This window comes from Curtobacterium sp. MCLR17_007, from assembly GCF_003234655.2.
In the GTDB taxonomy this organism is placed as follows: Bacteria; Actinomycetota; Actinomycetes; order Actinomycetales; family Microbacteriaceae; genus Curtobacterium.
The window spans coordinates 1,493,454-1,518,618 of record NZ_CP126271.1 but is presented as its reverse complement, the minus strand read 5'-3'; the positions used below and the strand labels follow the sequence as shown (position 1 = coordinate 1,518,618).

Below are 25,165 nucleotides of genomic sequence, written 5' to 3'. Positions count from 1 at the left end.
AGCCGTTCGTCGGCGTGACGGTCTCCCGGGTACCGATCGCGGGATCGCGCCCCTCGATCAGGCCGTCGGGGTGTCCACCGCGCCGCCGAACCGGCGATCGCGGCGTGCGTACTCCTCCACCGCTCCCCAGAGGTCCGTCCGTCGGAAGTCCGGCCACAGCCGGTCGAGGAACACCATCTCGGCGTAGGCCGACTGCCACAGCAGGAAGTTGCTGGTGCGCTGCTCGCCCGAGCTCCGCAGGAACAGGTCCACGTCGGGCATCTCGGGCACGTACAACCGCTTGGCGATCGCCTTCTCGGTGACCTGACTCGGCTTGAGTCGACCGGCGGCGACGTCCTCGGCCAGGGAGCGCACGGCGTCCGCGATCTCGTTCCGGCCGCCGTAGTTGACGCACATCGTCAGCGTCAGGACGTCGTTGCCCGCCGTCATCTGCTCGGCTGTCTCGAGCTCGTCGATGACGCTGCGCCACAGCCGCGGACGTCGGCCGGCCCATCGCACGCGGACGCCCCACTCGTTCAGCTGGTCGCGGCGACGGCGGATCACGTCGCGGTTGAAGCCCATCAGGAACCGGACCTCCTCCGGTGACCGCTTCCAGTTCTCGGTCGAGAACGCGTAGGCGCTGATGTGCTCGACGCCGATCTGGATGCCCCCGGCGACGACGTCGAGCAACGACGCCTCGCCGGCCTTGTGCCCCTCGATGCGGGTGAGTCCGCGGCCGTTCGCCCACCGGCCGTTGCCGTCCATCACGATCGCCACGTGCTGCGGGACGAAGCGCTTGGGGATCGCGGGCGGTGTCTCGCCCGTCCAGTCGACCGGCCGGAAGGGTTCGGCGGCATCGGATCGGCGCGGGCTCATGCGGTGCGTTCCTCCTCGGTGGATGCGTCCGCGGGTGCGGGGCGGGTGTGCGTGTCTGTGTCCGTGTGCGTGTGCGTGTGCGTGTCCGTGTCCGTGTGCGTGTGCGTGTCCGTGTGCGTGTCCGTGTGCGGCCGTCAGGACAGGTCGTGCTCGTCCGGCTGCGGGACCGGCGGCGCCGGGGTCGCGGCGACCGCTCGTGCCACCACGGCCACCCCGTCGTGCGCCGGTCCGTCGTGCGCCGGCACCGCGGCCGGACGCTCGGACCGGTCGACGTGCGGCAGGGACTTCAGCGATCGTTCCAGGTGCCACTGGGCGTACGCCGCCACCACGCCGGAGGCGCGCGACCGCGAGCGCTCGTCCGCCGCGTCGACGGTGGCCCAGTCCCCGGCCAGCAGCGAGCCGAGGATCGTCAGCGTCGTGCCGTCGAGCCGCGGTGACCCGGGAGGCGCAGCGCTGTTCGCGACGACACCGCCGAGCTGCACGACGAACGCCGAGTGCGGACCCGGCTCGCCCGTCACGGCGCAGTCCGAGAACGAGGGCGCCCACCCCGCGATGCTCATCGCCCGCAGCAGGTACGAGTCGAGCGTCGCACTCGGCATGTGCTCGCTCCTCGACAGGGAGCGCAGCGCGCCGACGAGCAACAGGTACTGCTGGAGTCCGGCGTCTGCTTCGCTGAGCCGGTCGGCCGTCTCGACCATCGCACTCGCCGCCGTGTAGGCGCCGTAGTCCGCGACGATCTGGGCGCCGTACGACCCGAGCGACTCAGCCTGCGTGACGATGTCGAGCGAGCGGCCCTCGTAGAACTGCGCGTCGACCACCATGAAGGGCTCGAGCCGGCTGCCGAACTTGGACCCGGTGCGCCGGACGCCCTTCGCCACGGCGCGGATCTTGCCGTGCTGCCGGCTGAGCATGGTGACGATGCGGTCCGCTTCGCCGAGCTTGTGGGTGCGGAGCACGACGCACTCGTCCCGGTACAGCGGCATGGACCCAGTATCCCCCGTGCCCACGACACCCTGCGCCGACGGGGTCGGTGCGCACCGGGCCGACACTGGACGCCAGGCGCGGTGCGCGTCGGACCCGCACCGCGCCTCCCGGCCTTGGTGCCGTTGACCGCACGGATCGCACCCCCGCAACGACATCGCGCCCCGTCAGGACGGGGCGCGATGTGTGGAGCGGGGTGCGATGCCTAGGCGGAGACGAGCTCCGGCGCCGCGCCGGACGCGGCGCCCGCGCGGACCGCACGATTGACCGCCGAGACGATCGCCTTGAGCGAGGCGGTGGCGATGTCGGCGTCGATCCCGACGCCCCACAGGCGGACTCCGTCGACGTCGAGTTCGACGTAGGACGCCGCCTTCGCGTCACCGGAGGCGCTCATGGTGTGCTCCGAGTAGTCGTAGAGCGTCACGGCGACGCCCTGCTCCCGCATGACCGACAGGAACGCGTCGATCGGACCGGTGCCGATCGCCTCGGCCGAGACCGAGCCGTCATCGACGCGCATCGCGACCGAGAGCGACGTGGTGCCCGCGAAGTCGCTCGACGTCGCCGTCTTGGTGATCTCGTAGCGGCCCCACTTGTCCGACTCGTCGTCGGCCGGCAGGTACTCGTCGCGGAACAGGTCCCAGATCTTCTCCGACGTGAACTCGCCGCCCTCGGTGTCGGTGCGCTGCTGCACGACGCCGGAGAACTCGATCTGCAGCTTGCGCGGCAGGTCGATCGCGTGGTCGGTCTTGAGCAGGTAGGCGACCCCGCCCTTGCCCGACTGCGAGTTGACGCGGATGACGGCCTCGTACGAGCGGCCGATGTCCTTCGGGTCGACGGGCAGGTACGGCACGGCCCACTCGACCTCGTCGATGCTCGTGCCCGCCGCGGCCGCCTTGGCCTGCATGGCGTCGAAGCCCTTCTTGATCGCGTCCTGGTGCGAGCCGCTGAACGCGGTGTAGACCAGGTCGCCGGCCCACGGTTGGCGCTCCGGCACGGGCAGCTGGTTGCAGTACTCGACCGTGCGCTTGACCTGGTCGATGTCCGCGAAGCTGATCTCCGGGTCGATGCCCTGCGTGAAGAGGTTCATCCCGAGGGCGACCAGGTCGACGTTGCCCGTGCGCTCGCCGTTGCCGAACAGACAGCCCTCGATGCGGTCGGCGCCGGCCATGTAGCCGAGCTCCGCCGCGGCGACGGCGGTGCCGCGGTCGTTGTGCGGGTGCAGCGACAGGATCACGTCCTGCCGGTGGGCCAGGTTGCGCGACATCCACTCGATCGAGTCGGCGTAGACGTTCGGCGTCGCCATCTCGACCGTCGCGGGCAGGTTGATGATCACCTTGCGCTCCGGGGTGGGCTCGAACACCTCGAGCACCGCGTTGCAGATCTGCAGCGCGACCTCGAGCTCGGTGCCCGTGTAGGACTCCGGCGAGTACTCGTAGTAGACCGTCGTGTCGTGCTGCAGCGTGGCCTCGGCCGCCTTGCACAGCTTCGCGCCGGCCACCGCGATGTCGACGACGCCCTGCACGTCGGTGCGGAACACCACCTCGCGCTGGACGATCGACGTCGAGTTGTACAGGTGGACGATGGCCTGCTTCGCGCCGTCGATCGCCTCGTAGGTGCGCTGGATCAGGTGCTCACGCGCCTGGGTCAGGACCTGGATGGTGACGTCGTCCGGGATCGCGCCCTCGTCGATGAGGCTGCGGACGAAGTCGAAGTCGGTCTGCGAGGCGCTCGGGAACCCGACCTCGATCTCCTTGTAGCCCATGCCCACGAGCAGGTCGAACATGGCGCGCTTGCGGTCGGCGTCCATCGGGTCGATGAGTGCCTGGTTGCCGTCACGCAGGTCGACGGCACACCAGCGAGGGGCCTTGTCGATGCGCTTCGCCGGCCAGGTGCGGTCGGGCAGGTCCACGGTGATCTGCTCGTGGAAGGGGACGTACTTGTGGATCGGCATCCCGGAGGGGCGCTGGGTGTTCTGCATGGTGTCGCTTTCGTCGCGCTGTTCGTCAGCGTCTGCGTGTGTGCGGCCACGACGGACTCCGCGACGAGGTGGGCCGTTGAGTCAGGCCTCGTCGCGGCAGCGAAGGAGGAGGAGCGCCGAGTACATCGTCGCCCACGCTAGCACCGCAGCTCTCGACTGTGACAGGGGCGGTGACGTGGGCTTCCCCGAGGTTCCACGATTCCGGCATCTCGTGCGCCAGCACGCGCGAGACGTCGCACCTCGACGGACGCGAGCGGCGAGTTGCGGAACCTGCGGTTCCTCGCGCGGACCGTTGCAGACCGCACCGCCGCGGCTCGGACCCGACGACGGACGGGAGGCCCGGTGCCAGCTGGCACCGGGCCTCCTGATCGTCGTGTGGTGACGACGCGCGCCGGTCAGTCGACCGCGAGTGCCTCGGTCGGCGGGACGCGCATGGCGCGCCGCACCGGGGCGACGGTCGCGGCGACGGCGAGGAGCAGCGCGCCGAGGACCACGATGACGATGGTCATCGGGGGCAGGACCGGAGCTCCGACGGTGCCGAGCGTGCCGAGCAGGGTCTGCCCGCCCACCCAGCCGTAGAAGGTGCCGAGCACGAGCCCGGTCAGGACGGCCGCGACGACCATCTGGACCGCCTCGGTGATGATCATGCGCCGCACCTGGGCGCCCGTCAGGCCGAGGACGCGCAGCAGTCCGAGCTCACGACGCCGCTGCAGCACGCCGAGTGCCAGCGCGTTCACCACCCCGACGGCGGCGATGACGGCGGAGAACCCGACGATCACGCTGACGACGCCGTTGACCTGGAGGAAGAAGTCGCGCACGGCCTGCACCTGGTCGGCGCTGGCGCCCTGGACCTGCTTGCCGACCTCGGTCTCGAGCACGTGCTGCATCATCCCCAACGCGACCGCGAACGTGACGAGCAGGGTGACGCCGATGACGAGCCCGATGGTGGCCCGTGCGGCACGACCGGGCGCACGCAGGGCATTGCGCCCGGCGAGGAGCACGACCGGGTCCTTCGCGCCGATCTTGCCGATGAGTGCCAGGACCGGCGGCATCACGATCGTGGCACCGACGGCGACACCCGCGAAGGACACGAACCCGCCGAGTGCCGCGGGCAGCACGGCGACGGGCGTGGACCCGCTGAGGACCAGGCCCAGCAGCATGAGTGCACCACCACCGGCCATGAGCAGGATCGCCCAGACCTTGCGCGCCGTGCCGGACCGCAGGTCGTCGTGGCTCGGCTCGATGCTCGCGGACAGGGCCTCGAGCGGGGTCACGCTGAGGACGCGCTTGGAGCCGACGGCGAACGCGCCCCACGTCGCCAGCACCACGGCGACGATCGGCAGCACGAGCTGCCACGGCACCAGTGTGTACGACGTGTCCGGCAGGAACCCGTTGCTGCGCAGGACGGCGACGAACAACGCGCTCAGACCGGTGCCCGCGACGGCCCCGACGAGGCCGCCGATGACACCGACGACGAGCCCGGCGCGGGTGATGCGAGCACGCAGCGACGCTCCCGTGGCGCCGACCAGGCGCTGGAGTGCGATCACCCGGGTCTGCCCCGCGATGAGCGTCGCGCAGGTGTTGGCGGTGACGATCGCGCCGACGTAGAGCGCGATCCCGAGGAACAGCCACCCGATGACGTCGAGGATCGACTTCACCGCGGCGACGTCGCCGAACCCGGCGGCGCCGAGCGCTTCCGTGACGATGCCGGGTGCGATGACGAGGGCGGAGCCGAAGGTGGTGCCGAGGGCAGCCACCAGGATGGTGGGCCGGAAGTCGCGGACGGCGTTCACGCTGCGGCCTCCATCCCGAGCATCGTCGCGGAGATCTCGGCGGCGGACATCGCGGGGCGGTCCCCCACGATGCGGCCGTCGGCGAGGAACAGGATCCGGTCCGCGTTGGCGGCGGCGGAGGGGTCGTGCGTGACCATCACGACGCTCTGGCCCCACTCGGCCACGGCACCGCGCAGGATCGCCAGCACGTCGCGACCGGTCCGGGAGTCGAGCGCGCCGGTCGGTTCGTCCGCGACCACCACGGCCGGGCGCGAGGCGAGTGCCCGGGCGATGGCGACCCGCTGCTGCTGGCCGCCGGAGAGCTGGTGCGGGCGGTGCCCGAGCCGGTTGCCGAGCCCGAGCTGGTCGACGAGGCGGTCGATCCAGGCGGTCTCGTCCCGCGAGGGCTTGTGGCCGCCGAGCAGGAACGGCAGACGGATGTTCTCGCTGACGTCGAGGGTCGGGACGAGGTTGAACGACTGGAACACGAACCCGAGCCGGCGGCGACGCAGTTCGGTGAGGTCCTTGTCACCGAGCTGCGTGATGTCGGTGCCGTCGATCGAGATCCGGCCGGTCGACACGGCGTCGAGACCGGCTGCGACGTGCATCAGGGTCGACTTGCCGGAACCCGACGGTCCCATGACCGCGGTGAACTCCCCCGCGCCGATGTCGACGCTGACGTCGTCGAGCGCGGTGACCCGGCGCGCGGCGTCGCCGTAGTGCTTGGACACGTGGTCGAGGCGGATGATCGGAGCGTGGCTGGTGGTCATGGGTCAACCCTCGCCCGCCGGAGGCTCCTGGCGCGTCGGCCGGTCGTCTCCTGTGGATGGACCGATCGGTGCACGTCCCGGTGGAGGACTCATCCTGCGGGATGACAGCAGCGCCGGCGCGCCGCCGGGTTCAGTCCCGGGTGACGAGCCCGTGCTCGTGTGCGAACACGACCAACCGGACGCGGTCGCGCAGCCCGAGCTTCGTCAGGACGCGGGACACGTGCGTCTTCACCGTGGCCTCGCTGACGAACTCGTGCTGGGCGATCTCGCTGTTGCTGAAGCCCCGTGCCGCCAGGTCGAAGATCTCGCGCTCCCGCGGAGTCAGGTCGTCCACGGCGGCGGGGACGTTCGCGGCTCGTTCGGCCGAGTCGTCGTACCGGCGGAGGAGCTCGCGGGTGGCGGACGCCGCGAACACGGCGGTGCCCGCGTGCACCGTGCGGACCGCTGCCAGCAGGAACTCGGGGTCGGCGTCCTTGAGCACGAAGCCGCTCGCGCCGGCCCGGATCGCCTTGGCAGCTGCCTCGTCGAAGTCGAAGGTCGTCAGGACCAGGACCTTCGCACCGTCGGGACCCGCATCCTCGACGATCTTGGCGGTCGCGGAGATGCCGTCCATCACGGGCATCCGGACGTCCATCAGGACCACGTCCGGGCGGTGACGGCGGACGAGCTCGACGCCCTCGGCACCGTCGCCCGCTTCACCCACGAACTGCAGGTCCGGCTGGGAGTCGATGAGCATCCGGATGCCGGTGCGGAACAGCGCCTGGTCGTCGACGAGCGCGACGCGGATGGGGTTGGCGGTCATCGGGCGGTTCGCTCCTGGTCGGTCGGGGTGAAGAGCCCGCGTGGCATCTGCCCGCTGGCGGGGTGCGACGGCATCCGGACGGCCACCGCGAAGTCGTCACCGCGCGGTCCCGCGGTCATGCTGCCCCCGGACATGGTGGCACGCTCGCGCATCCCGACCAGGCCGTGGCCCGTGCCGGGTCCCGCGCGGCCGTCGTCGGCGCGCCGGTTCACCACGTCGATCTCGACGGTGTCCGGGCGGTAGGTCAGGGTCGTGTGCACCGGCGTGCCCTGTTCGCCGTGCTTGTACGCGTTCGTCAGGCTCTCCTGGACGATGCGGTACACCGCGAGCTGCGTCGAGGTGGGCAGCGACGAGGGGTCCCCGCGCCGCTCGACCCGCACGTCGACGCCGACGTCCCGCATCTCGTGGACGAGCCGCTCGATGTCGTCGACGTCCGGGGTCGGTGTGGTCCCCTGCTCGTGCCGGAGTGCGCCGAGCAGCTCGCGCACGTCGCCGAGGGCACGACGAGCCGTGCCGGAGATGGTGCCGAGTGCCTGGTCGGCGATGGCCGGGTCGGCCTTCAGCGCGTACCGTGCGCCGTCGGCCTGGGCGATCACGACGGCGAGGGAGTGCGCGACGATGTCGTGCATGTCGCGGGCGATGCGGACCCGCTCCTGTTCGACGGCCACGGCGCGGTCGGCGCGCGCGGCGTCACGCTCGGCGAGCAGCTGGGCCTCACGGCTCATCCGGGCTGTCTGCCGCGTGCGGGCGACGACGCCGCCGAGCCACGGGAGGAGCAGCACGGCGAGCACCACCGCGAACACCCCGACGGTGAGCGTCCACGACTCCGGTCCGGCGCCGTACATCGTCTCGCCCTGCGACCGGGTGGCGAAGTCGGTGATGCCGTAGTAGCCGGCCGCGACGACGGCCCCGGTGATGGCCGAGACCAGGCCGTACAGGCGCACCCGCCGGCTGCCGTACGCACTCGTGGTGTACAGCACGCCGCCGATGAACAGGTCGGCCGGGAACACGCTGCTCGACCCGAGCACCTGCATGGTCACCATCTGCACGACGGCGAACACCCAGGCGATCGTCAACGCCAGCCCGGGCGACAGGCGACGGAGCGCGAGTGCCGCGGTGAGCCCCACGATGACCACGTAGCTGCTCAGGTCGTCGATGCCGCGCGCGGACGACGCCGCGACGAGCAGCCCGAGCGCGCCGGCGATCACCAGGTCGGCGATGACCTGCGCGCGCAGCATGGGACGGAACACCCGTCCACGGTACGTCGAGCCCGTCATGTGCGCGTCGTTCGCCGGGATGACGCGCGATGGACGCTCAGAACCCGAGCCGACCCAGCTGCTTCGGGTCACGCTGCCACTCCTTGGCGACCTTGACGCGGATGTTCAGGTACACGTGGCGTCCGCCGAGCAGCGACTCGATCTCGACCCGCGCGCGGGTCCCGACGTCCTTCAGGCGTTCGCCCTTGTGTCCGATGACGATGGACTTCTGGCTGTCGCGCTCGACGAACAGGTTCGCGAAGATGCGCAGCGGGCCGTTCGGGTCGTCGTCCGGGTCCGGCTCGACCATGTCCTCGATCATGACCGCGAGCGAGTGCGGGAGCTCGTCGCGGACCCCCTCGAGCGCGGCTTCGCGGATGAGCTCCGAGATGCGTTCCTCGCTCGTCTCCTCGGTGATCGCGTCGGCGCCGTAGAGCGGCGGCGACTCGGGGAGCATCGACGTGATCTCGGTGAGCAGCGCCTCGAGCTGCGTGCCCTGGGTGCCCGAGGTGGGCACGATCGCGTCCCACTCGCGCAGCGCCGACACGGCGAGGAGCTGCTCGGCGATCTTCTCCTTGCCGGCGCGGTCGACCTTCGTGACGATCGCGATCTTCTTCGCACGCGGGAAGTGGTCGAGCGTCTCGTTGATGAACCGGTCGCCCGGGCCGATCGGTTCGTTGGCCGGCACGCAGAACCCGATCACGTCGACGTCACCGAGCGTGGACTGCACCAGGTCGTTCAGCCGTTCGCCGAGCAGGGTGCGCGGACGGTGCACACCGGGGGTGTCGACGATGATGACCTGGCCGTCGGGACGGTGCACGATGCCGCGGATCGCGCGCCGCGTGGTCTGCGGCTTCGACGAGGTGATCGCGACCTTCTCGCCGACGAGCGCGTTGGTCAGCGTCGACTTGCCGACGTTCGGCCGGCCGACGAACGAGACGAAGCCCGCGCGGTAGGTGGGGGTCTGCTCGGTGTCGCTCATGCGTGGGTGGTTCCCGTCGTGGTGGATGCGGTGTCGTCGAACGCCTGCTCGGCGCCGGCGAGGGCGTCGGTGCGTTCGGCGAGCACGGAGATGAGGTGTCGGCGCTTGCCTTCGACCCGGTCGGCGGTCAGCACCACGCCGGACACGGACACGGACTCCCCCGCCGTCGCCAGGTGGCCGAGCTCCTTGGTGAGCAGGCCACCCGCGGTGTCGACGTCGTCGTCGTCGAGGTCGACGCCGAACAGGTCGCCGAGGTCGTCGATCGGCATGCGCGCCGAGACGCGCCACACGCCGTCGGAGACCTCGACGCGGTCGATCACGGTGCGGTCGTACTCGTCCGAGATGTCGCCGACCAGTTCCTCGATGAGGTCCTCCATCGTGACCAGCCCGGCGACCCCGCCGTACTCGTCGACGACGAGCACGAGATGGTTCTTGGCAGCCTGCATGTGCCGCAGGGTCTCGTCGGCGTGCTTCGACTCCGGGACGAACTCGGCCGGGCGCAGCAGCGAGGTGACCACGCGCCCGCCGGCGTCCTTGCTCTCGTGGAGGGCGCGGGCCAGGTCGCGCAGGTACACCACGCCCAGGACGTCGTCGCTGTCGCGACCCGTCACGGGCATGCGGGAGACGCCCGTGGCGAGGAACTGCTCCATGACGGCGGACAGCGTGTGCGCGGCGTCGGCGGTCACCATGTCCGTGCGCGGCACCATCACCTCGCGCACGAGGGTGTCGCTGAACTCGAACACCGAGTGGATGAGCTCGCGGTCGTCCGCCTCGAGCACGTTGCTCTCGGTCGCCTCGTCGACGAGCGAGAGCAACTGCTCCTCGCTCGAGACGCTCGACGTGCTGCCGTTGCGCCCCGGTGTCACCCGGTCGCCGATCACGACGAGCAGGTCGGCCAGCGGCCCCAGGACGATGCGGACCCCGTGCACCAGCCCGCCGGTCGCCCCGACCAGGCGGTCCGCGTGGGCACGACCGACGCTGCGGGGACTGGACCCGACGAGCACGAAGGACACCGCGGTCATGATCGCCGCGGACACGACGAGCGCGACCCACCAGGTGTCGAGGACGGTGAACAACGCGATGGTCACCAGCACCGCGGCCGCGGTCTCGGCGAGCACGCGGAAGAAGTTGAGGGCGTTGACGTGGGCACCGACGTCGTCGGCGATCGCCTCGATCGCACGGCGGCGCTGGTGTCCGCGGGCGATCTCGTCGAGGTCGGCACGCGACAGCACCCCGAGGGCACTGTCGGACGCGGCGAGCAGACCGCCGAGGACGACGAGCACGAACGCCACCGCGAGCAGGACGGCGACGAGCAGCACTGCGGTCACCGCCCCCGACGCTGGGCGGCGAAGGCGGTCAGGATCTCCCCCTGCAGCCCGAACATCTCGGCCTTCTCGTCCGGCTCGGCGTGGTCGAACCCGAGCAGGTGCAGGATGCCGTGGCACGTGAGCAGGAGGAGTTCGTCGGTCGTCGAGTGACCGGCCGTGGCGGCCTGGGCCTCGGCGACCTGCGGGCAGAGCACGATGTCCCCGAGGAGTCCGGCGGGCGTCGGGTCGTCCTCGGTGCCGGGACGGAGCTCGTCCATCGGGAAGCTCAGGACGTCCGTGGGCCCCGGTTCGTCCATCCACCGGATGTGCAGCTGCTCCATCGCGCCCTCGTCGACGAGCACGATGGCGAGCTCGGCGTCGGCGTGCACGTGCATCGCGTCGAGCGCGAACGCAGCCAGCCGCTGCACCGCGTCGTCGTCGATGGCGACACCGGACTCGTTGTTGAGTTCGATGCTCACCGGGTGCCTCCTCGGGCGTCGTTCTGGGGGTACGGACCGCTCTGACGGTCCTGCGGCGCGTGCCCGCGACGCTCGGCGCGGTTCGCGCCGCCCGGGTTCGGCGTCGGGGCGGTCCCCCGGCCACCGGGGCGATGACCGGCCTGTTCCGCCAGACGCTGTTCGTCGTAGACCGTGTAGGCGTCGACGATGCGCCCGACGAGCGTGTGCCGGACCACGTCCTCGCTGCCGAGCCGGGCGAAGTGGATGTCCTGCACCTCGGAGAGGATCTGCGTGACGAGTCGGAGCCCCGAGAGGTTGCCCGGCAGGTCGACCTGGGTGATGTCACCCGTGACGACCATCTTCGACCCGAAGCCGAGTCGCGTCAGGAACATCTTCATCTGCTCGGGTGTGGTGTTCTGCGCTTCGTCGAGGACGACGAACGAGTCGTTCAGCGTGCGACCGCGCATGTACGCCAGCGGGGCCACCTCGACCGTGCCCGCCGCGAGCAGCTTCGGCACGAGCTCGGGGTCCATCATCTCGTTGAGCGCGTCGTACAGGGGCCGCAGGTACGGGTCGATTTTGTCGGTCAGCGTGCCGGGCAGGAAGCCGAGGCGCTCGCCCGCTTCGACCGCGGGCCGGGTCAGGATGATGCGGGTGACCTCGCGCCGCTGCAGGGCCTGCACCGCCTTCGCCATCGCCAGGTACGTCTTGCCGGTGCCGGCGGGACCGATGCCGAACGTGATGGTGTTCACGTCGATGGCGTCGACGTAGCGGCGCTGCCCGTCGGTCTTGGGACGCACGGACTTGTTGCGGCTGGACACGATCGGCGCACCGAAGACGTCGGCGGGGCTGCGCGCCTCGTCGATGATCCGGGCCGAGGTCGGGATGTCGCCCTGCCCGATGTCCTGTCCGCGCTTGACCATGCCGACGAGCTCGTCGACGAGCGCGCGGGCTCGGGCGACGTCGCGCTCCGGCCCCGTGAGGGTGACCTCGTTGCCGCGGACCAGGACCCGGACGCCCGGGTACTGGCGTTCGACGGTCTTCAGCAGTCGGTCCTGGGGGCCGAGCAACTGGACCATCGCGATCCCGTCGACACTGAGTTCCGAGACGGCTTCCGTCTCGGTGGGTGCGGTTTCGTCAGCTGGCAAGGGTGCCTTCCTGCAGGTCGCCTGCGAGTACGTGCGCGTGCACGTGGAACACGGTCTGTCCGGCGGATTCGCCGGTGTTGAAGACGAGACGGTACTGGCCGCCGGCACGCTCGTCGGCGATGCGTTGCGCGGTGGCCACCATGTGGGCGAGGAGTCCGGGGTCCCCGGCGGCCAACTCGGTCACGTTGGCGTAGTCCTCGGTCTTGGGGACGACCAGCACGTGTACGGGGGCCTTCGGGGCGATGTCCTCGAACGCGATGACGCGGTCGTCCTCGGTGACGACGGTCGCCGGGATCTCGCGCGCGATGATCTTCGAGAAGACGCTGCTCATGGACCCATCGTAGGACGCGCCACTGACCGGCACACCGAGTTCACCAGCGCCCCAGCCGCGACTGCAGCACCGCGAGCGCCGCGGGGCCGGCGGTGGACGTCCGCAGCACGGTGTCGCCCAGACGGACTCGGACGGCCCCGGCTGCGGACAGCCGGTCGAGCTCCGAGGCGTCGATGCCGCCCTCGGGTCCGACGACCAGCGCGATCGAGGTGGCGTCCGCCGGTGGTTCCCACGTCGCGAGCCGCTCGGTGGCGGTCGGGTCGAGGACCAGGACCACGACGCCGGCGGACGGCGCTGTGGTCGCGGCGATCGCGGTCGTCGTCACCGGGTCCGACACCGACGGCACCCGCGACCGGATGGCCTGTTTCGCCGCCTCGTGCGCGATGGCCTGCCACCGGGCCCGGCCCTTCGCGACCTTCGCGCCCTCCCACCGTGAGACACTCCGGGCCGCTGCCCACGGCACGACGTGGTCGACACCGATCTCGGTCGCCGCCTGCACGGCCATCTCGTCGCGACCGCCCTTGGCGAGCGCCTGCACGAGCGTCAGCGACGGCACGGGGACGGGCGAGGTGGTGATCGTCGCGACGGTGAGCACGAGTGCGTCGCGGTCGACGGACTCGACCGGCCCGACGACGACGGTGCCCCGGCCGTCGGACAGCCGGAGCGTCTCGCCGACCCGCACGCGCGACACCGTGACGGCATGCCGGCCCTCGAGTCCGTCGAGGGCGACGGACCCGCCGACCGTCACGCCGTCGAGCGAGTCGACCAGGTAGAGCGACGCCATCAGAAGTTGAAGAAGCGGTCGCGTAGCTTGCCGAACATGCCCTGTTGGAAGCGGGCGAGCTGCGGCGGCGACGCCTTGTGCGACTTGGCGAGCTGTTCGACCAGGCCACGCTCCTTGTGCGAGAGCTTTGTGGGGGTGACGACCTGCACGCCGACCCGGAGGTCGCCACGGCCGCTCCCGCGCAGCTTCGTCACACCGCGGTCCTTGAGCACGAGCACGTCGGCGCTCTGCACGCCCGGGCGGATCTCGAGCTGGACCGGACCGTCGAGCCCGTCGATCGTGGTGGTGGTGCCGAGGACGGCGTCGGTCATCGCGACCTCGAGGGTGGCGAGCAGGTCGTCCCCGTCGCGACTGAAGACGTCGTGGTGCCGCACCCGGATCTCGAGGTACAGGTCACCAGCGGGACCGCCCGCGGGACCGACCTCGCCCTGACCGGGCATCTGCAGCCGCAGACCGGAGTCGACGCCGGCGGGCACGTCGACGGGGACGGTCCGACGTGCGCGGACGCGCCCCTGGCCCTGGCACGTCGGGCACGGGTTGGGGATGACGGTGCCGTGTCCGCGGCAGGTGCCGCACGGGGCGCTCGTCACCACGTTGCCGAGGAGCGAGCGGACCTGGCGCTGGATGTGCCCGGTCCCGCCGCAGATGTCACACGTGCGAGGGCTGGTGCCGGGAGCGCAGCAGGAACCGCCGCACGTCTCGCAGAGCACGGCCGTGTCGACCTCGACGTCCTTGTGGGTGCCGAAGACGACCTCGTCCAGGTCGACCTCGATGCGGAGCAGGGCGTCCTGCCCGCGCTCGGCGCGGCTGCGGGGACCGTTGCCACGGCCACCACCACCCCCACCACCACCGAAGAAGGCGTCGAAGATGTCGCTGAACCCACCCGCGCCACCGCCGCCGAACGGGCTGTCGGCCGAGGGGCCGGCGTCGTAGCGGCGTCGCTGCTCGGGATCGCTCAGCACGTCGTACGCGTGCGTCACGTCCTTGAAGCGCTCGGCTGCGTCGGGGCTCGGGTTCACGTCGGGGTGGAGCTCGCGCGCGAGTCGGCGGTACGCCTTCTTGATGTCGGCGTCGGCCGCGTCGCGCGGGACACCGAGGACGTCGTAGTGGTCTGCCACGTGTTCCTCAGGAGGTTTCGTCGGTGGTGTGGATGGATCGGTCTGGAGGCCCGGGGTGCGTCCGGACGGCCTGGTGCGTCGTCGGGGTGGCGCGCACCGAGGCGGCGGACACCGGGGCGGTCGTCAATTCTCCCCGAGCAGTCTGGACAGGTACCGCGCGACCGCGCGGACCGCGGCCATGTTCGACCCGTAGTCCATGCGGGTCGGCCCGAGGACGCCCAGTCGGGCGACCTCGCCGCCGGCCGCGACGTACCCGCCGGCGACGATGCTGGTGGCGTCGAGGCCGTACTCGGCGTTCTCGACGCCGATGCGCGCGGTGACCGCGGCATCGTCGAGCTGCATCTCCCCGAACAGCCGGAGCAGGGTCACCTGTTCCTCGATCGCCTCGAGCACCGGGAAGAGGCCACCGGAGAAGTCCGACTCGCTCTTCGCCAGGTTCGCGGCGCCCGCCATCAACAGGCGGTCCTGCCGGTTGGCGGCGACCTGGTCGATCAGCGTCGCCACGACGACCCCGGCGAGGGTCTGGGACTCGGGACGGATCTGCGCCGGAATCGCACGGAGCGCCCGGGGGACGTCGTGCAGCAGCAGTCCGACGGTCGCACCGTTGAGCACGGTGCGGAGCTCGACCAGTGCGGACTCGTCGAGGTCGACGTCGGTCTCGACCACGCGCTGCTCGACCCGGGCCGTGTCGGTGATCAGGACGACCATGAGGCGGGTGTCGCCGAGCCGGACCAGCTCGACGTGCTGGACCCGCGCGCGGACCATCGACGGGTACTGCACGAGCGCGACCTGGTTCGTCAGCTGGCTGAGCAGCCGGACCGTGCGGCTCAGGACGTCGTCGAGGTCGTTCGACGCCCCGAGGAAGGTCTCGATCGCCTGCCGCTGCGCGCTGGTCAACGGACGGGCGGCAGCCAGGTGGTCGACGAAGAGCCGGTAGCCCTTGTCGGTCGGCACCCGGCCGGACGACGTGTGCGGCGCAATGATGAGCTGCTCGTCCTCGAGCAGGGCCATGTCGTTGCGGATTGTCGCCGCGCTGACGCCGAACGCGTGGCGCTCGACGATGGTCTTGGACCCGACGGGCTCGCGCGAGGCGACGTAGTCCCGCACGATGGCCTTGAGGACTTCGAGGGAGCGTTCACTGACCACCGGGACCCCTTCCTGTCGCACTGGCACTCGGACGTGTCGAGTGCTGATCCTACGCCCGGGCACCGACGTCAGGCACTTCTGCGCACCGTGCCGATACGCTCTGGGCATGAGCTACGGACAGCCGCCGAACGGACCCCAGGGCTACGGACAGCAGCCCGGCGGGCCCCAGTACCAGCCGCCCCGGCCGATGTCGCCCGAGGACCAGCGCCTCTGGGCCACGCTGACGCACATCGGCGGCATCTTCTTCAACTTCATCGTGCCGCTCGTCGCCTACGTCGTGCTGCGTGACCGAGGGCAGTTCGTCCGTGAGCACACCCGCCAGGCACTGAACTTCCACATCACCGTCGCGATCGCGAGCTTCGTCTCGGGTCTGCTGACGGTCGTGCTGATCGGGTTCGTCCTGCTGCCCGTCATGGGCGTGCTCGTGGTCGTCTTCGCGATCATGGCCGCCGTCGCCGCGAACCAGGGTCGGTTCTACCAGTACCCGCTCACGTTCCAGTTCATCAAGGCCTAGTCGAGCAGCTCGCGCACCACCGCGTCCGCGAGCAACCGGCCCCGGAGCGTCAGGTCCAGGCGCCCCGCCGTGCCGGGCGTGCCGAGGGCACTGCGGCCGTCCACGAGACCGCGTGCGATGAGTCCCGCCACCCGGCCACGGGCCTCCTGGCGGAGCTCGGACGTCGTGAGCTCGCCGCGCACGCGTGCCGCGAGCAGCACGCGCTCGACGTACCGGGTCTCGTCGTCGATGGTCTCGCGACCGGCGGCCGGGGACTCGTCGGCCAGCACCCGGGCGGCGTACGCCGCGGGGTGCTTGACGTTCCACCAGCGGGTGCCGGCGACGCTCGAGTGCGCGCCGGGTCCGACACCCCACCAGTCGTGGCCCTTCCAGTACGACAGGTTGTGCCGACTGGCGTGGGCATCGCCGCGCGCCCAGTTCGAGACCTCGTACCAGCCGTACCCCGCCTCGCCCAGGACCCGGTCGGCCAGCTCGTACATGTCGGCGGCCAGGTCGTCGTCCGGTGCCGGCAGCTCGCCCCGGGACACCGCGCGGCCCATCGCGGTGCCGTCCTCGACGATGAGCGAGTAGGCCGAGACGTGGTCCGGCTCACACGCGATCGCGGCGTCCAGTGACGTCCGCCAGTCGTCGAGGGACTCCCCCGGGGTCGAGTAGATCAGGTCGAGCGAGACGTCGAGGCCCTGCTGCTTGGCCAGGTCCACGACGATCGGCACGCGCTCGGGGTCGTGGGTGCGGTCGAGGGTGGCGAGCACGTGCGGCACCGCCGACTGCATGCCGAAGCTCATCCGGTTGAACCCGCCGGCGCGGAGCGTCTCGAGCGAGGACGCGTCGACCGAGTCGGGGTTCGCCTCGGTGGTGATCTCGGCCCCGGGCAGGATGCCCCACGTGTCGTCGACGGCCCGGAGGATCATCGCTAGGTCGCTCGCCGGCAGCATCGTCGGGGTGCCGCCACCGAAGAACACGGTGGAGACGGGCCGGCGCGGGACACCGGACCGGTCGAGCACCTGCGCCGCCCACTGGATCTCGCGCACCGCGTGCCCGGCGTAGTCGTCACGGCGGACCCCGCGCAGCTCGGAGGCCGTGTACGTGTTGAAGTCGCAGTACCCGCAGCGCACCCGACAGAAGGGCACGTGCACGTACACGCCGAAGGGGACGTCGCCCGCGTCAGCCCGCGGTGTGAGGAGTCCGTCCGCGGGTGCCGGGTCAGCGATCGGGAGAGCACTCGGCATGGACTCCATTGTCCGCCATGATGGAGCCATGGAGCACCACACCGTCCCGACCACGGTGCTGTGGGACATCGACGGCACCCTCGTCCGCAACGCGACCTCGCCGGGCAACCTCTACCACCTGGCCCTCGAGCGCGCCATCGGCCGGGACCTCCCTCAGCTCGTCGGGCACCAGCACGGCCGGACCGACGCCGGCATCATCGCCGAGCACGTCCGCGCCCACGACCTGGGCGACGAGGTCATCCCGGTCGTCAGCCGACACCTGCGCGACCTGTCCGAGGAACGACACCGCTCGGGCGAGCACCGGGTCGCCGCTCCGGGCGCAGCCGCACTCGTCGCCCGCTTCGGCACGCTCGGGTGGCGGAACGGCCTGCTCACCGGCAACTCGGCGTACCGGGCGCGGGTCAAGCTCGCCGGTGCGGGCTTCGACGTCGACGCCTTCGACTGGGACCACTCGTACTTCGGCGACGAGGCGGTCGAGCGCTCCGGCGTCACCGCCCTCGCGGCCGCCGCCCTGGCCGGTACCCGCGCCGTGATCGTCGGCGACACCCCCCGCGACGGTGAGGCCGCGGACGCCGCGGGCATCCCGTTCCTCGCCGTCGCGACCGGGGTCTACGACGTCGACGCGCTCCGCCACACCAACGCCGTCGCGATCGCCCGGGACTGCGTGTCCGACGCGCCGCTCATCGAGGACGCCATCGCGGCGCTGCCACCGCTGCGACACGAGGACTGACCGCGGACTAGTCCCCGCGCAGCGCCGTCAGGTACTTCTCTGCCATGACCCGCTGCTGACGACGGAGCAGCGGCGCGACGAAGCGCCACTTCGCGCTGGCCGGCTGCGAGAACTGCCGGATCTGCAGCCACACCGAGCCGTCGGCGGTGCGCTCGACGACGAAGGACTCCTCGCCCGACAGGGGGTGCCCCTCGAGCGTGCCGTAGGCGAAGCCCTTGCGGTCGGCTTCGTCGATGACCGACACGACGCGCACCGGCGCGTGGACCGTCTGCCCGAACGCGTGCATCGTCAGCACGGCGCTGGTGCCGGCGGTGACGAGCGGGGTGCCGTCGGCCGAGAACTGCTCGACGCGCGGCGTGCCGATCGAGGCCGGTCGGATCGGCACCCCCTGGTCGTCGAAGGTCACCGGGTTGTAGCGGACCTCGTCGTCGTCGGGCGCCTGGTCGACGCGGACCCCGATGCCGCTGCGCTCCTGGATCTGCCACGTGAGCGCCTGGGTCACCGCGGTCTCGAACCGCTGGTCGCCGTGGCCGATCCGGGCCCGGGATTCGGCCGGCGTGAAGCCCTCGGGCGGGTACGTCATGAGGTCCGGCGCCTGCGTCGCACCGACCGCTCCGTAGGTCAGGGCGGTCAGGTACCCTCCGCGGCTGCTCATGTGGCAATCGTATCGGGGCGCACGGACGTCGACGAACCAGGGCGGCGCACTGCCGGTGCGCACCGCACTGGAGGCCCAGGGGACGTCGCGGACGCATCCGTCGTGGGCAGCACGCGAACCGCCACGACGCTCGTCCGGCGGTCCGCCGACCGCAGACAGGGGCCGCGCTCGTGGTCGTCGTCATGACGACCGTGTCCGACGTCAGCGCGGCCCTGGACTCGAGCCTGCGCGGACCGCGCCGGCGGGACCGGCTGTGGTGAGCCTCCCGGCGGTCTGCCCGACAGTCCCTACTTCTTCTTCTCTTCGACGTCACCCGACAGCGCGGCGATGAAGGCTTCCTGCGGGACCTCTACGCGACCGATGGTCTTCATGCGCTTCTTGCCCTCCTTCTGCTTCTCGAGGAGCTTGCGCTTGCGGGTGATGTCACCGCCGTAGCACTTCGCGAGGACGTCCTTGCGCATCGCGCGGATGCTCTCGCGGGCGATGATCCGCGCGCCGATCGCGGCCTGGATCGGGACCTCGAACTGCTGGCGCGGGATGAGCTTGCGCAGACGCTCGGTCATCAGCGTGCCGTACGCGTACGCCTTGTCGCGGTGGACGATGGCGCTGAACGCGTCGACCTGGTCGCCCTGCAGCAGGATGTCGACCTTGACGAGGTCGGCCGCCTGGTCGCCGACCGGCTCGTAGTCCAGGCTGGCGTAGCCCTGCGTCTTGCTCTTGAGCTGGTCGAAGAAGTCGAACACGATCTCGCCGAGCGGGATCTGGTAGCGGATCTCGACACGGTCCTCGCCGAGGTACTCCATGCCGAGCAGGGAGCCGCGGCGCTGCTGGCAGAGCTCCATGATCGCCCCGACGTAGTCCTTCGGCGCCAGGATCGCGGCACGGACCATGGGCTCACGGACCTCGACGATTCGCCCGGTCGGGAACTCGGAGGGGTTCGTGACCTCGGTGACCGAGTTGTCCTCGCTGGTGACCTCGTAGATGACGCTCGGGGCCGTGGTGATGAGGTCGAGCCCGAACTCGCGGGACAGGCGCTCGGTGATGATCTCGAGGTGCAGGAGCCCGAGGAACCCGCAGCGGAACCCGAAGCCGAGCGCGACCGAGGTCTCGGGTTCGTAGACGAGCGCCGCATCGGAGAGCTTGAGCTTGTCGAGCGCTTCACGGAGGTCCGGGTAGTCCGAGCCGTCGATCGGGTACAGGCCCGAGAACACCATGGGCTTCGGGTCGGTGTAGCCGGGCAGGGCCTCGGTCGCCGGCCGCTGCGCACTCGTGACGGTGTCGCCGACCTTGGACAGGCGGACGTCCTTCACGCCGGTGATGAGGTAGCCGACCTCGCCGACCGACAGGCCCTTCGTCGGGCTCGGCTCGGGGCTCGACACCCCGATCTCGAGGATCTCGTGCGTCGACTTGGTCGACATCATCTGGACCTTCTCGCGCGGGGCGATCGAGCCGTCGATCATGCGGATGTAGGTCACGACGCCGCGGTAGCTGTCGTAGACCGAGTCGAAGATCATCGCGCGGGGCGCGGCGTCGACACGACCGACGGGTGCCGGCACCGTGCGGACGACGAGGTCGAGGAGCTCCGGCACGCCGACACCGGTCTTGCCCGACACCCGGAGGACGTCCTCGGGCTTGCCGCCGATCAGCTGCGCGAGCTCGGCCGCGTACTTGTCCGGGTCAGCGGCGGGCAGGTCGATCTTGTTGAGGACCGGGATGATCTGCAGGTCGTTCTCGAGCGCCAGGTACAGGTTGGCCAGCGTCTGGGCCTCGATGCCCTGGGCGGCGTCGACCAGCAGGATCGCGCCCTCGCACGCCGCCAGCGACCGGGACACCTCGTACGAGAAGTCGACGTGCCCGGGCGTGTCGATCATGTTCAGCGCGTAGGTCGCACCGTCGAGCTCCCACGGCATCCGGACGGCCTGCGACTTGATCGTGATGCCGCGTTCGCGCTCGATGTCCATCCGGTCGAGGTACTGCGCGCGCATCGCCCGGTCCTCGACGATGCCGGTGATCGAGAGCATGCGATCGGCCAGCGTCGACTTGCCGTGGTCGATGTGCGCGATGATGCAGAAGTTGCGGATCGCCTCGGCCGGAGTCGCGGCGGGCTCGAGCGGAGCGGATGCTTGTGGGCTCACGGTTCCTCAGGTGGGTCGGACGGTCGGACGATTGTCCCACGGTTGCGCGGGCATCGGTGTCCTCGCGCTCGCTCGACCGGTGCACCGAGGGTCGTGCACGGTCCTCGGTGACCGTGAGGGGCGCTCCTGCGTGTGCGGGAGCGCCCCTCTGTGTGGTGCGTTGTGTGTGGTGGTTGTGGTGGGTGGTTAGTTGGTGGTTCTCGGGGTCATGGTGAAGGCCGGGGAGGTGGTGGTGGTGCCATCGGTGCGGGTCTGGACCGCGGTGATCGTGTAGTCCACGTTCGGGCCGTAGCCGCGCCAGAAGAACCACTCGCCGTCCGCGTTCGCGGTGACGGTGTCGAGCACGCCCCACTGGGAGGAGACCTGCACGGTCGCGCCGGGCGAGGCGATGCCCTGCAGCAGGGTTGCCGCGACGTCGTACTTGGCATCGATCGGGCCGGTGATGATGACCGGGGAGGTCTGGGACGGTTTCGGCTTGAGCAGGAACACGTCCGAGGTCGAGGTGGTGCCATCGGTGCGGGTCTGGGTCGCGGTGAGCTGGTAGACCACGTTCGGGCCGAACCCGCGGTAGAACTCCCAGTGGCCGGATCCGTTGGCCGGCACGGTCTTCACGGTGCCGAACTGGCTGCGGATCTCGACCGACGCGTTCGGCGCCGCGGTGCCGGTCACGTGGTTGCCGCCAGAGGTCGGGTCGTACCAGCCCTTCTCGGGTCCGGTGATCACGGCCGGAGCGTTCTGGTCAGCACCCTCGGGGGCGAGGGTGAACGGGTCCGAGGTGGAGCTCTGCCCGCTGATCGTGGTCTGCTTCGCGGTCAGCGTGTAGGCCACGTCGGGGCCGAACCCGCGCCAGAACCCCCACGTGCCGTCCTTGCCCGCGGTGATGGTCTTGATGACGCCCCACTGGTGGGAGACCTCGACGGAGGCGTAGGGGGTCGCGGTGCCGGTGACGTAGCCGTTGACGCCGTTGACGTAGGAGCCGGGGCCCTCGATCGCGACGCGCTGCAGCTGCTGCGCACCGTCGGGGGTGACCTGCACCGTGTCGGTGGTGGTCAGGTTGCCCTTGGACAGCTGCGACACGGTGACATCGATCGGGTCCTTCGACGCGGGGACCTCGATCGGGACGTCGAACGTCCCGCCCGTGACCGTGCCGGTCTCGGTCACCCCGCCGGCCGTGACGGTGATCTTCGCACCGTCCTGCCCCGTGCCCTGCACGTGGACCTCGCCCGGCGTGACCTGCCCCGCCGACGGCGACGTCACATCCACCCCAACACCGAAATCAGCCTCGGTCGTGGTGGTCTGCACGCCCTCGATGCCGGACTGCTCGACGCGGATGGTGTGCTTGCCCGCACCCAGCGCATCGATCGGGGTGGACCACGTACCGCCCGTGACCGTGCTGGTACCGATCTTCTCGGTGCCCTCGAACAGGGTGATGGTCGCACCATCGACACCGGTGCCGGACACCGTGGCCTTCTTGGACACGTCAGCATCGAACGCCACCGAACCCGTCGGCACCGCAACGTCGCCGTCCCCGTCTCCGTCGCCGTCGCCGTCGCCCTGGAGGTACGTCGGGTCGATGACGCCGTTCGCACGCCCCTCGTAGTACGAGGCTCCCTCGAGGTAGTCGTCGAATCCGCCGCCGTTCCCCGTTCCGATGTACTTGACCGGGTCGGCGACGTTCTGCAAGCCGACGCCTCCGGGCAGCTCGACCCACCGCCACTGCTGGAGGGCGCTGCCGTCGCAGCGGACGACCACGTAGACGGCGCCGCGGGCGTTCGCGTCGAGGCACGTCGTCGGGCTGGCCTCCGGCGAGAGCGGACCGGTCGCACCGAGTGCGGGAGTCGTCCAGTCGGCGCCGACGCGCGCGGCGGCGGCGGCATCGGCACCGGCCCTCGCCCGTCCGCTCCCGCGGTCGTCGGGGTCTCCGACCGCCCACCAGTGCGTCCCCTGCCGGAAGACGACCCGCCCGTGGAGCCGATCGTCGACCGGCGGTGCGACACCACCGGTCAACAGGTCCGTGTCGACGGCACCCGTCCCGTAGGCGCTGGACTTCGCCGGCTGCAGGTAGTCCCTGGCGCCGTCCGAAGCCGTACCGAGGTAGTTCCGGGTGACGACGTTCTGGAGTGCCTTCCCCGTCGGGACGTCGACCCAGCGGTAGTCCTGGATCGGTGCCCCGGTGCAGGCGACCGCGCTCAGCGCTTGCTGGTTGGGGTCCTCCAGACACGTCGCCTCGTCGGATGCGGGTGAGACCGGCCCGGTCGCGCCGAGCGCCGGCATGGTCCACGCGACGGCGTCGCCGACGACGGCCGCCGAGGAACCGCCCGGACTGACAGGCACGAGGGTGGACGACTCGGGAGCGCCGACGCCGTACCAGTAGGAGTTCGCGGAGCTCGGTGACTGCGCGTGGAACACCAGTGGACCGCTCAGGCGATCGTCCGCGGGTGCCGACGGACGAGCAGCGGCGGCGGGAGCGGCGGTGAGCGCGCTCCCCACGAGGGCGGCGGATGCGAGCACGGTCGCGATCACGGACCGTCGGAGGACAGGGGGATGCATGGACAACAGGAGACCCTTCGGAAGTAGTATCCGGAATACTACATGTTGTTCACCTTCCTCACTTCCTCGGCAGCGCACCGAGCCCGCGACGCAGGTCGTCGGGCGTCGCGGCCAGACAGACCCGGATCCACCCCTCGCCCGTCCGGCCGAACGCGCTCCCCGGCGCCACGGCGACCTTCTCGCGCTGCAGGAAGGCGAGCGCCCACTCGGCGACGTCGCCGTCCGTCGCGTGCGAGACGTCGATCCACAGGTAGAACGCCCCGCGCGGGTCGTTGTACCGGATGCCTGCGGCGTCGAGGACCTCCGTCGCCACCCTGAGGTTCTCGCGGTAGTGCTCGCGGGCGTCCCGGACGGCAGAGTGGTCGCCCACGATGGCCGCCAGCGCCGCGTACTGGTCCGGTTCGGCGACGCAGCTGATCATCGCTTCCTGGGTCGTGCGCATCGTGGGGCCGAGACCCTTCGGTGTGACCAGGTACCCGACCCGGGCTCCGGTCATGGCGTACGTCTTGCTCAGCGAGAAGGCCGTGAAGACGCGGTCGTCCTCGTCGAGCGCAGCCGGGCTCACGTGCCGGACGTCGTGGGTGAAGTACTCGTACACCTCGTCGGAGACCACCCAGAGGTCGTGCCTCCGGGCGAGCGCCAGCACCTCGCGCAGGGTCGCTTCACCGAAGACCGACCCGAGCGGGTTCGAGGGCGAGTTGACCACGATCGCGCGGGTGTGCTCGGTGACGCTGGCTTCGAGGGCCTCGAGGTCGGGCTCGAACCCGTGCTGCGGTTCGAGGCGGTACGGCACCGGCGTCGCCCCGAGGATGTGCGCGTTCATCGTGAAGGTCGTGTACCCGGGATCCGGCACGAGCACCTCGTCGCCCGGGCTGAGCACGAGCGTCATGGCCTGGAAGAGCGCCTGCGTCGCGCCGACCGTCACCCAGATCTGCTCGAGGTCGGCGGCCATGCGGTTCTCGCGCAGGAGCTTCTCCTGGATCGCGCGACGCAGCGGCGCGATGCCGCCGTTCGGCGTGTAGCCGGTGTGGTCCTCCGTCCAGGCGCGTCGTGCCGCGTCGCCGATGTGCGTCGCCACGGGGACGTCGGGCTCCCCGATCACGAGCATCGTGACGTCCTCGCCGCCGGCCTGCAGGAGCGCCGCCTGCTCGAAGACGCGGCGGATGCCGGAGGCGGGGACGGTCTCGATCCGAGGTGCGAGGGACGGCATGCCGATCACGGTAACGGAGCCGTGTTTCCGGTCCGTGACACGCTCCCCTGCTCGTTGTCCGCGGCGCTCCGCCCTGGTAGTGTGGCTTGCTGGCTTGCGCGTTCCCCGCCCACGGGTGGAACGCGAGACGACCAAGGGCCCCTCTACCCAGCGGTCGCATTCACCCGTACGAGACGAAGCAGGAGCACCACATGGCGAACATCAAGTCGCAGATGAAGCGCATCAAGACCAACCTGAAGGCCCAGGAGCGCAACAAGGCCTACAAGTCCGAGCTCAAGACGCTCATCCGCCACACCAACGAAGCCATCACCGCTGGCGACAAGGAGAAGGCCGCTGCCGCTCTCGTCACCGCGACGAAGAAGCTCGACAAGGCCGTGAGCAAGGGCGTCATCCACAAGAACCAGGCCGCGAACCGCAAGTCGGCCATCGCGAAGAAGGTCGCGTCGCTCTGACG

General features: G+C 70.7%; 23 protein-coding genes. 3 read left to right on the top strand and 20 right to left on the bottom strand.

Annotation, left to right across the window (positions count from 1 at the left end; genetic code table 11):
* Positions 1-57: 57 nt before the first annotated feature.
* The 15 genes from DEJ13_RS07165 to hrcA all read right to left on the bottom strand — a co-directional run bounded on the left by DEJ13_RS07165 (position 58) and on the right by hrcA (position 15,688).
* A complete protein-coding gene (locus tag DEJ13_RS07165) occupies positions 58-855 on the bottom strand; it encodes an isoprenyl transferase (RefSeq protein ID WP_056125350.1) in 798 nt (265 codons plus the stop codon).
* 134 nt (positions 856-989) lie between these two features.
* A complete protein-coding gene (gene recO / locus DEJ13_RS07160) occupies positions 990-1,838 on the bottom strand; it encodes a DNA repair protein RecO (RefSeq protein ID WP_056125352.1) in 849 nt (282 codons plus the stop codon).
* A 203-nt stretch (positions 1,839-2,041) separates the two neighbouring features.
* On the bottom strand, positions 2,042-3,814 hold the full coding sequence (leuA, locus tag DEJ13_RS07155) for a 2-isopropylmalate synthase (protein WP_111107469.1): 1,773 nt from the start codon (positions 3,812-3,814) through the stop codon (positions 2,042-2,044).
* A gap of 395 nt (positions 3,815-4,209) precedes the next feature.
* The gene (locus DEJ13_RS07150; protein ID WP_111107470.1) at positions 4,210-5,607 is read right to left on the bottom strand and encodes an ABC transporter permease; all 1,398 of its coding nucleotides are present in this window, start codon (positions 5,605-5,607) and stop codon (positions 4,210-4,212) included.
* Positions 5,604-6,356, bottom strand: a complete 753-nt coding sequence (locus tag DEJ13_RS07145; RefSeq protein WP_111107471.1) for an ABC transporter ATP-binding protein — start codon at positions 6,354-6,356, stop codon at positions 5,604-5,606. The genes DEJ13_RS07150 and DEJ13_RS07145 overlap by 4 nt, the downstream gene beginning before the upstream one ends.
* A gap of 130 nt (positions 6,357-6,486) precedes the next feature.
* On the bottom strand, positions 6,487-7,158 hold the full coding sequence (locus tag DEJ13_RS07140) for a response regulator (RefSeq protein ID WP_056125362.1): 672 nt from the start codon (positions 7,156-7,158) through the stop codon (positions 6,487-6,489).
* Complete coding sequence (locus DEJ13_RS07135) at positions 7,155-8,408, bottom strand: sensor histidine kinase (RefSeq protein ID WP_200938516.1); 1,254 nt, start codon at positions 8,406-8,408, stop codon at positions 7,155-7,157. The genes DEJ13_RS07140 and DEJ13_RS07135 overlap by 4 nt, the downstream gene beginning before the upstream one ends.
* A gap of 64 nt (positions 8,409-8,472) precedes the next feature.
* On the bottom strand, positions 8,473-9,396 hold the full coding sequence (era, locus tag DEJ13_RS07130; protein ID WP_056125369.1) for a GTPase Era: 924 nt from the start codon (positions 9,394-9,396) through the stop codon (positions 8,473-8,475).
* Positions 9,393-10,724 carry a hemolysin family protein gene (locus DEJ13_RS07125; protein WP_321164490.1) on the bottom strand — a complete coding sequence of 444 codons (1,332 nt, stop codon included), beginning with the start codon at positions 10,722-10,724 and terminating at the stop codon, positions 9,393-9,395. The genes era and DEJ13_RS07125 overlap by 4 nt, the downstream gene beginning before the upstream one ends.
* Positions 10,721-11,182 carry an rRNA maturation RNase YbeY gene (ybeY, locus tag DEJ13_RS07120; RefSeq protein WP_056125372.1) on the bottom strand — a complete coding sequence of 154 codons (462 nt, stop codon included), beginning with the start codon at positions 11,180-11,182 and terminating at the stop codon, positions 10,721-10,723. The genes DEJ13_RS07125 and ybeY overlap by 4 nt, the downstream gene beginning before the upstream one ends.
* Positions 11,179-12,309 (bottom strand): PhoH family protein, encoded by a 1,131-nt coding sequence (locus DEJ13_RS07115; protein ID WP_056125374.1) that lies wholly within the window; start codon positions 12,307-12,309, stop codon positions 11,179-11,181. Before DEJ13_RS07115 ends, ybeY begins: the two co-directional genes overlap by 4 nt.
* Positions 12,299-12,640, bottom strand: a complete 342-nt coding sequence (locus DEJ13_RS07110) for a histidine triad nucleotide-binding protein (protein WP_056125376.1) — start codon at positions 12,638-12,640, stop codon at positions 12,299-12,301. Before DEJ13_RS07110 ends, DEJ13_RS07115 begins: the two co-directional genes overlap by 11 nt.
* Positions 12,641-12,680: 40 nt before the next feature.
* Positions 12,681-13,424 (bottom strand): 16S rRNA (uracil(1498)-N(3))-methyltransferase, encoded by a 744-nt coding sequence (locus DEJ13_RS07105; protein WP_111107472.1) that lies wholly within the window; start codon positions 13,422-13,424, stop codon positions 12,681-12,683.
* On the bottom strand, positions 13,424-14,542 hold the full coding sequence (gene dnaJ, locus DEJ13_RS07100) for a molecular chaperone DnaJ (RefSeq protein WP_056125380.1): 1,119 nt from the start codon (positions 14,540-14,542) through the stop codon (positions 13,424-13,426). Before dnaJ ends, DEJ13_RS07105 begins: the two co-directional genes overlap by 1 nt.
* 123 nt (positions 14,543-14,665) lie before the next feature.
* Positions 14,666-15,688, bottom strand: coding sequence for a heat-inducible transcriptional repressor HrcA (hrcA, locus tag DEJ13_RS07095; RefSeq protein ID WP_056125382.1), 1,023 nt, complete (start codon positions 15,686-15,688; stop codon positions 14,666-14,668).
* 106 nt (positions 15,689-15,794) lie between these two features.
* Between hrcA and DEJ13_RS07090 the strand changes: the two genes are divergently transcribed.
* Positions 15,795-16,202, top strand: a complete 408-nt coding sequence (locus DEJ13_RS07090) for a DUF4870 domain-containing protein (protein ID WP_258374227.1) — start codon at positions 15,795-15,797, stop codon at positions 16,200-16,202.
* Here DEJ13_RS07090 and hemW read toward each other — a convergent pair.
* Positions 16,199-17,431, bottom strand: coding sequence for a radical SAM family heme chaperone HemW (gene hemW / locus DEJ13_RS07085; protein WP_111108260.1), 1,233 nt, complete (start codon positions 17,429-17,431; stop codon positions 16,199-16,201). The genes DEJ13_RS07090 and hemW overlap by 4 nt on opposite strands.
* 28 nt (positions 17,432-17,459) lie before the next feature.
* Here hemW and DEJ13_RS07080 point away from each other — a divergent pair, with 28 nt between their 5' ends.
* Positions 17,460-18,161 (top strand): HAD family hydrolase, encoded by a 702-nt coding sequence (locus tag DEJ13_RS07080; RefSeq protein WP_181437163.1) that lies wholly within the window; start codon positions 17,460-17,462, stop codon positions 18,159-18,161.
* 7 nt (positions 18,162-18,168) lie between these two features.
* Here the strand turns inward: DEJ13_RS07080 and DEJ13_RS07075 are convergent, their stop codons facing one another.
* The 4 genes from DEJ13_RS07075 to DEJ13_RS07060 form a co-directional block, all read right to left on the bottom strand.
* Positions 18,169-18,816 (bottom strand): DUF1990 domain-containing protein, encoded by a 648-nt coding sequence (locus DEJ13_RS07075; protein WP_056125388.1) that lies wholly within the window; start codon positions 18,814-18,816, stop codon positions 18,169-18,171.
* Between the two features lie 287 nt (positions 18,817-19,103).
* A complete protein-coding gene (gene lepA / locus DEJ13_RS07070) occupies positions 19,104-20,951 on the bottom strand; it encodes a translation elongation factor 4 (RefSeq protein WP_111108262.1) in 1,848 nt (615 codons plus the stop codon).
* A 186-nt stretch (positions 20,952-21,137) separates the two neighbouring features.
* Positions 21,138-23,507, bottom strand: a complete 2,370-nt coding sequence (locus tag DEJ13_RS07065) for a ricin-type beta-trefoil lectin domain protein (RefSeq protein ID WP_284158166.1) — start codon at positions 23,505-23,507, stop codon at positions 21,138-21,140.
* Positions 23,508-23,559: 52 nt separating this feature from the next.
* Positions 23,560-24,711, bottom strand: coding sequence for a pyridoxal phosphate-dependent aminotransferase (locus DEJ13_RS07060; RefSeq protein WP_111106796.1), 1,152 nt, complete (start codon positions 24,709-24,711; stop codon positions 23,560-23,562).
* 191 nt (positions 24,712-24,902) lie between these two features.
* Here DEJ13_RS07060 and rpsT point away from each other — a divergent pair, with 191 nt between their 5' ends.
* On the top strand, positions 24,903-25,163 hold the full coding sequence (rpsT, locus tag DEJ13_RS07055; RefSeq protein WP_056125396.1) for a 30S ribosomal protein S20: 261 nt from the start codon (positions 24,903-24,905) through the stop codon (positions 25,161-25,163).
* The last annotated feature ends 2 nt before the right edge of the window (positions 25,164-25,165 follow it).